This is a genomic window from Brevibacterium sp. LAARM3_SD1, from assembly GCF_057364765.1.
The window spans coordinates 1-8,155 of record NZ_JBNFOL010000059.1 but is presented as its reverse complement, the minus strand read 5'-3'; the positions used below and the strand labels follow the sequence as shown (position 1 = coordinate 8,155).

Here is an 8,155-nt window from a genome sequence, read left to right as displayed (position 1 = left end):
CGACGGGCCCGCTGTTCGCGTGCGTAGTCGCCCGTGTCGGTCTTGCGTGATGCACGACGGTCTGTTGTCGTTGCGGCCATGGCGCCGCGTCCTCCGCGGTTGTCGTCACGGCGGTTTCCGCGGTAGCCGCCCCGACGGTCGTCTCCGTCGCGACGTCACGGTTGAAGCCGCCTCGGCGGTCATCGTCATTGCGGCGATTGCCCTGGTAGCCGCCACGGCGATCGTCATCCCGACGGTTCTGGCCATAGCCACCGCGACGTTCGTCGCCGCCACGGCGGTCGTCGCCACCGCGACGATCGCGGGTGAACCCACCACGGCGATCATCGTCGTTCCGACGGTTGCCTGGTAACCGCCTCGGCGGTCATCGTCCCGGCGATCACGATTGAACCCGCCCCTGCGGTCATCATCACGACGGTTCTGGCCATAGCCTCCACGACGGTTGTCCCCATCGCGACGGTCCCGGTTGTATCCGCCTCGGCGGTCATCGTCGTTCCGGCGGTTGCCCTGGTAACCACCACGGCGGTCGGAATGGCGTGGCCCGCGGCCGTCCCGGTTGTCCGGTCGACGGTTGCGATTGTTGTCGCGATCTGAGCGGTGACCGCCATCTGCGCGGCGGTTGTCCTGGCTGTCTCGCGAATCCCCTTGGGCCACGATTCTCCCTATGAAGTCTTTTTGATGTTCCGCTCTATTCTAGTGCACTCACTGCTCCAACGCCGTGTGGGCGGGGACACGTCAACGCCCCTATTCTGCTCACCATCGTGCCCGCTGTCACGAGCGTCGAGACCCAGGTCACCGCCTCAGCGCTCTGTTAGAATCAAGGCGAATCCAGTGGAACACGGCCGACGGCAATCGAAAAGGTTCGGCGGCAGCGGAGATCCGCGCCGCCTCGACACCAGGAGATGAATGACACCTGACGTGGAAGCCCATTGTGCGGATGACGGACGTCTCCGCTTTTCCACGATCAGAATTTCAGGCTGCACCGCCCGCTTCTCCCCCGCGGCGACCGACCTGCCCGTCGCGCTTTCTGCGAACGACAGCACAGCCCCTTCAGCCGCAGTCCCCTGCCGCGCCATGAGCAATATCACTTGCCTATGTGACCAGCATCATCGGATTGCGCATTCGGCCCCTGACTTCGCCTATTGTGATTGCCGGAAGCACGCGAGTCGACGCCGCAGAGCTCAGTCGCCGTGCAGGTCAGACGGCCCGTAGACCACTCGACTCCACAGAACTGCAACTCGTTCACCCGCTAGGAAAAGGAGAAATCGTGCCAAACACACTCTTCATCGACGGACAGTGGGTTTCAGCCGTCAACGGTGGAACCCGGAAGATCCACAACCCAGCCGACGGCAGCTTCGTCGCCGAGGTGGACGAAGCCAGCCCCGAAGATACCGAGCTGGCGATCAGGGCCGCTCGTCGCGCCTTCGACTCCGGCGTCTGGTCGTCCGTTCCCGCCAGCGAACGCGGCGATCTGCTGCTGAAGTTCGCTGCCGTTCTGCGTGAGCGCAAGGACGAATTCGCGAAGGCCGAGTCCCTGGACACCGGCAAGCGCTTCGTCGAATCGCAGATCGACATGGACGACATCGCGAATTGCTTCGACTACTTCGGCAAGCTCGCCGCAAACGATGCCGGTCGCGTCGTCGACGCCGGCACCGACACCGTGGCGTCGAAGATCGTGCACGAGCCCGTCGGCGTCTGCGCGCTCATCACTCCGTGGAACTACCCGCTGCTGCAGGCAGCGTGGAAGATCGCCCCGGCCATCGCCGCTGGCAACACTTTCATCCTCAAGCCCGCCGAGCTCACCCCGCACACGGCGATCCTCACCATGCAGGTGCTCGAAGAGCTCGGTCTGCCGGCTGGAGCCGGCAACCTCATCCTCGGTGCGGGTGCCGATGCCGGTGCCCCGCTGTCGACGCATGAGGACATCGACATGGTCTCGTTCACCGGTGGCCTCGTCACCGGTCGTCTGCTGTTCCGCAACGCCGCCGACTCGATCAAGAAGATCGCCCTTGAGCTCGGCGGCAAGAACCCGAACGTCGTCTTCGCCGATGCCGACTTCGATGCGGCTCTGGATAATGCTCTCAACGGCGCCTTCGTCCACTCCGGTCAGGTGTGTTCGGCCGCGCCCGACTCATCGTCGAAGAATCCATCGCCGAGGAATTCGTCAACCGCCTCGTGGAGCGTGCCGAGCAGATCCGCCTCGGCGGACCTTTCGATGAGAACGCCGAGACCGGTCCGCTGATCTCTGCGGCACACCGCGACAAGGTGCACGCCTACGTGGAGAAGGGCATCGCCGAAGGTGCGCGCCTGCGCTGCGGAGGCAAGTTCGGTGAAGGCGATCTGGCCGATGGCTTCTACTACCTGCCGACCGTGCTCGACCAGGTCAAGCGCGGAATGTCCGTCGTCTCCGATGAGGCCTTCGGTCCTGTCGTCACGGTCGAGACCTTCTCGACCGTGGACGAGGCCGTCGAGATCGCCAACGACACCTACTACGGTCTGGCCGGAGCCGTGTGGAGTCAGGACGCGGGCAAGACCCAGCTGGTCGCTCAGCGTCTGCGCCACGGCACCATCTGGATCAACGACTTCCACCCCTACCTGCCGCAGGCCGAATGGGGCGGCTACAAGCAGTCCGGCTTCGGTCGTGAGCTCGGTCCCACGGGTCTGGCCGAGTACCAGGAAGCCAAGCACATCTACCAGAACCTCGAACCGGCCGTCACCGGTTGGTTCCCCGACCACACCAAGTGATCAGTCGCAGCCTGCAGACGCCTACCTCAACAAGGAGAGATGAACAGTGAAGACTACTCATAGCTTTGACTACGTCGTCGTCGGCGGCGGCTCCGCCGGTGCCGCGGTCGCAGCCCGACTGAGCGAGGACCCCGAGGTCACCGTCGGACTCCTCGAGGCCGGCCCGACCGACACGGACAAGGACGTCGTCCTTGAGCTCAACCGCTGGATGGAGCTCCTCGAATCCGGCTACGACTGGGACTACCCGATCGAAGCGCAGGAGAACGGCAACTCGCACATGCGCCACGCCCGCGCCAAGGTGCTCGGCGGCTGCTCCTCCCACAACTCGTGCATCGCCTTCTGGGCTCCGCGTGAGGACCTCGACGAATGGGAGACCAAGCACGGTGCAGCAGGATGGGGTTCGAAGGACACCTTCGGCCTGTACAAGAAGCTCGAGAACAATGAGCTGCCCGGCGACCACCACGGCCATGACGGCCCGGTCCGTCTGATGAACGTGCCCCCGGTCGATCCGTGTGGTGTCGCGCTCCTCGACGCCTGCGAGCAGGCCGGCATCCCCCGTGTGCAGTTCAACGAGGGTCAGACCGTCATCAACGGTGCGAACTTCTTCCAGGTCAACCGCAAGGACGACGGCACCCGGTCATCCTCCTCGGTGTCCTACCTCCACCCGATCCTCGACCGTGAGAACCTCACGATCCTCACCGACACTCAGGCCAAGGAGCTCGAGTTCGACGAGGACGACAACTGCACGGCCGTGCTCGTGGTCAACAACGCCTTCGGCAAGACCAACCGGATCGAGGCGAAGAAGGAAGTCATCGTCTCCTCCGGCGCGATCAACACCCCGCAGCTGCTCATGCTCTCGGGCATCGGCCCGAAGGCCCACCTCGCCGAGGTCGGCATCGAAGCTCGCGTGGATTCGCCGGGAGTCGGCGAGCACCTGGGCGATCACCCGGAGGGCGTCATCTCGTGGGAAGCCAAGAAGCCGATGGTCGAGGATTCCACCCAGTGGTGGGAGATCGGCATCTTCTCCCCCACCGAGGACGGGCTCGACCGTCCGGACCTGATGATGCACTACGGTTCGGTGCCCTTCGACATGCACACCCTGCGCCAGGGCTACAAGACCGCGGAGAACTCCTTCTGCCTCACCCCGAATGTCACTCATGCGAAGTCGCGCGGCACCGTGCGTCTGCGCTCGAAGGACTTCCGTGACAAGCCGAAGGTCGATCCCCGCTACTTCACCGATCCGGAAGGCCATGACATGAAGGTCATGATCGCCGGCATCAAGAAGGCCCGCGAGATCGTGTCGCAGGACGCCATGTCCGAATGGGCTGGCGAGGAGCTGTTCCCAGGCAAGGACGTCCAGACCGACGAGCAGATCGCCGACTACATCACCCGCACCCACAACACCGTCTACCACCCGGTCGGCACGGTGCGCATGGGTGCTCCTGATGACGAGATGTCGCCGCTGGATCCGCAGCTGCGCGTCAAGGGCGTCAACCGCCTACGCGTCTCGATGCCTCGGCGATGCCGGAGATCACCACGGTCAACCCGAACATCACCGTCATGATGATGGGTGAGAAGTGCGCGGAGATGATCAAGAGCGGTCAGTGATCTGCCATAGCTATCTGATCCGAAGATGCGAAGGGGGCGCTGCATGTGCAGCGCCCCCTTCGTCATGCCCGGCCGCGCCGATCAGGCTGATCGCTCCGGGTCGCGGCAATCAGACTGTCGCCGCTGGCCACGGTCAGCCGCCTCAGTCGTCGCCGTCGTCCTGCCCTGGGTCGCCGCCCTTACCGTGGCCCGAGCTCTTCGAACGACTGCCGGTGCGGCTGGCCAAGGTCCCCTCCCGCCGGCTCTTCTTCTCGCGGGATTCTTCGATATACGGATCCCGGAACTCCGGTGCCGGTTCGACCGCTTCGGGTTCGGTGACGACTTCCTCATCGTCGTCGTATTCGTGTCCGAACTGTTCGTCGTCGCCCTGTCGGCGTTCGACCTCTTCGGGCGGCAGGACCTTCTTCCAGCGTCGCATGCGAACGCGCGGCAGAACGCCCGCATCCTCGCGCAGGGCTCGCATGAGAGCGTAGATCTGGAAGTAGGCGATGATGAAGAACGGCAGCCCGACGAGGATGATGGTCGACTGCAGCGCTTCGAGCCCTCCCGTGCCGGAGAACACCAGCAGTGCCGCCGTGACGACGGCGACGGCAAGGGCCCAGAAGATCCGCTGCGGCAGCGGGTTGAAGTCCTCATGGCCGTTGTTCATCGTGTCCACCACGAGAGCCGCGGAGTCGACCGAGGTGACGAAGAAGATGACCACGAGGATGATCGCGATCACCGACACGGGGCCGGCCAACGGGTAGTGGTCGAGGAACGCGAACAGCGCTCCCGGAATGTCTCCCTCACCCACTACTCGGTCGACCAGTCCCCCGCCCTGGTTGAGCTCGATGTCGAAGGAGGCATAGCCGAAGATGCCGAACCACAGGATCGAGAAGGCGGAGGGAATCGCGAGCACGCCGATGACGAACTGGCGGATGGTGCGTCCGCGGGAGATGCGGGCGATGAAGATGCCGACGAACGGAGACCAGGTGATCGTCCACGCCCAGTAGAAGACCGTCCAGGTGTTCTGCCAGCCGGTGTCGGCGAACGTGTCGTTCCACAGTGCGAGTTCGGGCAGCTGCTGGACGTAGGTGCCGAGGGATTCGAAGACGCCCTTAGCCATGAATAGGGTCGGGCCGAAGGCGACGATGAAGACGAGCAGCAGCACAGCCACGACGATGTTGAGGTTCGACAGGACCTTGATGCCTTTGTCGAGGCCGAGCGAGACCGAGATCGTAGCCAGTCCACAGACGACACCGATGATGATCAGCTGCCACAGAGCGTTCTCGGGGACGCCGATGACCTGGGCGAGACCGCCGTTGATCTGCAGCGTGCCCAGACCGATCGAAACGGCGATGCCGAAGACGGTGCCGATGATGGCGACGACATCGATTGTCTTGCCGATGGGACCGTGGATCTTCTCACCGAGGATGGGCTGGAAGATCGAGCTCACCCGCGGCGGCAGGTTCCGCTTGTGGATGAAGTAGGCGAAGCACAGCGCGGGCAGGGTGAAGATCGCCCAGGTGTGCAGGGTGAAGTGGTAGTACGTGAAGTTCATGGCATCTACCGCGGCGGCAGGCGTGCCCGGTTCGATGCCGAGGGAAGCACGCGGTGGATCGCCGAAGTGGCTGACGGGTTCGGCAACGCCCCAGAACATGAGGATCGAGCCGATGCCAGCGGCGAAGAGCATGGCGAACCAGGCGCCATTGGAATGCTCCGGGGGTTCGTCGTCGGGGCCGAGCTTCGCTCGCCCGTAGCGGGAGGCGGCGATGTAGATGAGGAACACGACGAAGACGGTGACGCCGAGGATGTAGAACCAGCCGAGGTTCGTCAGCAGCCAATCCGAGGCGACCGAGACACCGGCGTCGAGCTGATCGGTGAAGAAGATCGTCCCGAGGACGAAGATGATGATCACGGCCGCTGAGGAGAAGAAGATGGCCGGATTGGTCCGTAGTTTCAGTGCGTCATGCAGCTTGTCGAGCATAGGGTGCCTTCCTTAGGATCTTGCCGTACACACTACAGAAGCATCAATCGATTTCAACGCAACCGCTTGTCACGAATTCGTGTCGTTGTTCTCAGCTCGATCCCTCGCCGAGGCGGCTGTTCCCATCCGATGCACGATCGCTCGCAGTGCCCGGAGGTCCGAGACCAACGAGACGGTGCCCGAACCGTGGGTGGTGGTTCGGGCACCGTCTCATCTGACTCAGACCGATGATGCGTCAGTGTTTCGGAACGTCGGGGTCCCCTCCGTCATCGAGCGGATCCACCCTCCGATCGCCGCGAGCGTATGGGCCTTGAGTGCCGCGTCGGTCGACTCGAGGATCGTACTCCTCGGCCGGCGGCTCCTCGGCGTGGGGCCGGACTCCGTTTTCCGGCGGTTGTTGGTCAGCTCGGATGTCCTGCTGCTGTGCGTAGGGATCGCGGCGCACCGGCTCCTGAGAGCCAGGCTGGTCCGGGCGCGGCGCATCCTGCCGAACAGGCTGTTCATGGCGGACATCGTTTCGCTGGACTGGCTCGTCGGGCCGATGCCCGTCCTGCGGTACGGTTTCGTCGGGGCGGTGCTCAGTCTGGCTGTTCGTCGACGTCCCATGAGCCCCGGCCGCGGCCGCCCCAGCAGCACCGGCGTTGTCTGCACGACGAGCGTCACCGGAATCCTGCTGTGTATCCGGGTCAAGTTCGTCGGCATGTTGCAGCCTGCGGTCGTGCTCGAGCCGTTCGGCCTTCACAGCTTCTTCGCGCTTCGCGGCCTGGGTATCCAGCTGTTCAGCCTCGGCCGCCTGACGATCAGCCTCGGCAGCTCGAGCATCGGCCTCAGCCTTTGCGCGCTTTGCATCTGCCCTCTGTTTCTCGACTTCGGCCTCTCGAGCGCGAACATCATGTTCGGATTCGGCAGCTTCCTGTCGAATCTGGGCGGCCTCTTGCCGCTGGTGTTCGCGCTTCTTCGCCGCCGCCTTTCGGCTGACTGCGATGATGATCCCGACGATGATCAGGACCACGACGATGGCGACGACGATCCAGATGATGGTTGATACGTTCATGCGGTCTCTCCCTTGCTGTCTATTCGGATGTCACTATTCACTTGCATCCGGCGCAGCGGACAGTTTCATCGTGACATGCGACATAACTATGGACAAGCATGTGAGCTTCGGTGCGAGAACGCGTCGCCTACCATCCGGAAGGGATCTCCTCAGGAGGACACCGGGGTGAAAGTCGTCATTGGACTGTCGGGATGAAAGTCAGATCGGGTTGCCGCGTTCCATCAGTTCCATGACGATCCACTTGGCCAGTTCTTCCGGATCGACCGTGAGCATATGCGGCAGACGCAGCGAACGGCGGCGGTCAGGCGTATCGGGAGTTCTGATGCTCACATCGATATACGAGCTGACGTTCACCTTGGTGATGTGGACTTCGAGAATACCGGCCCACGGCACGCCTCTCTCGGGGAATCCGTCCACGGCGGCCCACAGACCGAAGTTGTTGACGATCACCTGTGGTGAGGGCGGGGAGGAACGGCGCAACCCGAGAAAACTGGCAGGATTACGCAGAAACTGCTTCGTCCGATTGAACCCGATCGTCACTTCGCCATCGCGCGCGAGTTCGGCTCTGAGAGCGTCGATTGTCTTCGTCATTGTTTCCGTTCGTGAATACAGTAATGGCCCCGCCCAACCCGAAAGGTCGAACGAGGCCATCACCCCAAAAGAATATTGCGGCAGTCACTTACTCTCCCACAACCACCAAGTTGCAGTACCATCAGCGCGAATGGGCTTAGCTACCGGGATCGGAACGGTTAACCGGGCGTTTCCCCACCACTATCACCACCGCA

General features: G+C 63.3%; 5 protein-coding genes, 1 rRNA gene and 2 pseudogenes. 4 read left to right on the top strand and 4 right to left on the bottom strand.

All coding sequences use genetic code 11. The features are described 5' to 3' along the window. Positions 1-64 precede the first annotated feature (64 nt). Positions 65-349, top strand: a complete 285-nt coding sequence (locus AC2W7L_RS18240; protein ID WP_486005595.1) for a hypothetical protein — start codon at positions 65-67, stop codon at positions 347-349. Here AC2W7L_RS18240 and AC2W7L_RS18235 read toward each other — a convergent pair. Then, positions 321-605, bottom strand: coding sequence for a hypothetical protein (locus tag AC2W7L_RS18235; protein WP_486005594.1), 285 nt, complete (start codon positions 603-605; stop codon positions 321-323). The genes AC2W7L_RS18240 and AC2W7L_RS18235 overlap by 29 nt on opposite strands. A 659-nt stretch (positions 606-1,264) precedes the next feature. Here AC2W7L_RS18235 and AC2W7L_RS18230 point away from each other — a divergent pair. Next, positions 1,265-2,742: pseudogene (locus tag AC2W7L_RS18230) on the top strand (aldehyde dehydrogenase family protein). A 46-nt stretch (positions 2,743-2,788) separates the two neighbouring features. Continuing rightward, positions 2,789-4,350: pseudogene (locus AC2W7L_RS18225) on the top strand (GMC family oxidoreductase). 142 nt (positions 4,351-4,492) lie between these two features. On the opposite strand, the gene AC2W7L_RS18220 reads toward AC2W7L_RS18225, so the two are convergent. Then, the gene (locus tag AC2W7L_RS18220; RefSeq protein WP_486005593.1) at positions 4,493-6,316 is read right to left on the bottom strand and encodes a BCCT family transporter; all 1,824 of its coding nucleotides are present in this window, start codon (positions 6,314-6,316) and stop codon (positions 4,493-4,495) included. Between the two features lie 238 nt (positions 6,317-6,554). Here AC2W7L_RS18220 and AC2W7L_RS18215 point away from each other — a divergent pair, with 238 nt between their 5' ends. Next, positions 6,555-7,361 carry a hypothetical protein gene (locus tag AC2W7L_RS18215; RefSeq protein WP_486005592.1) on the top strand — a complete coding sequence of 269 codons (807 nt, stop codon included), beginning with the start codon at positions 6,555-6,557 and terminating at the stop codon, positions 7,359-7,361. Positions 7,362-7,568: 207 nt separating this feature from the next. On the opposite strand, the gene AC2W7L_RS18210 is transcribed toward AC2W7L_RS18215, so the two are convergent. Next, complete coding sequence (locus tag AC2W7L_RS18210) at positions 7,569-8,024, bottom strand: hypothetical protein (RefSeq protein WP_486005591.1); 456 nt, start codon at positions 8,022-8,024, stop codon at positions 7,569-7,571. Positions 8,025-8,036: 12 nt separating this feature from the next. Further along, positions 8,037-8,155 (bottom strand): 5S ribosomal RNA (gene rrf / locus AC2W7L_RS18205).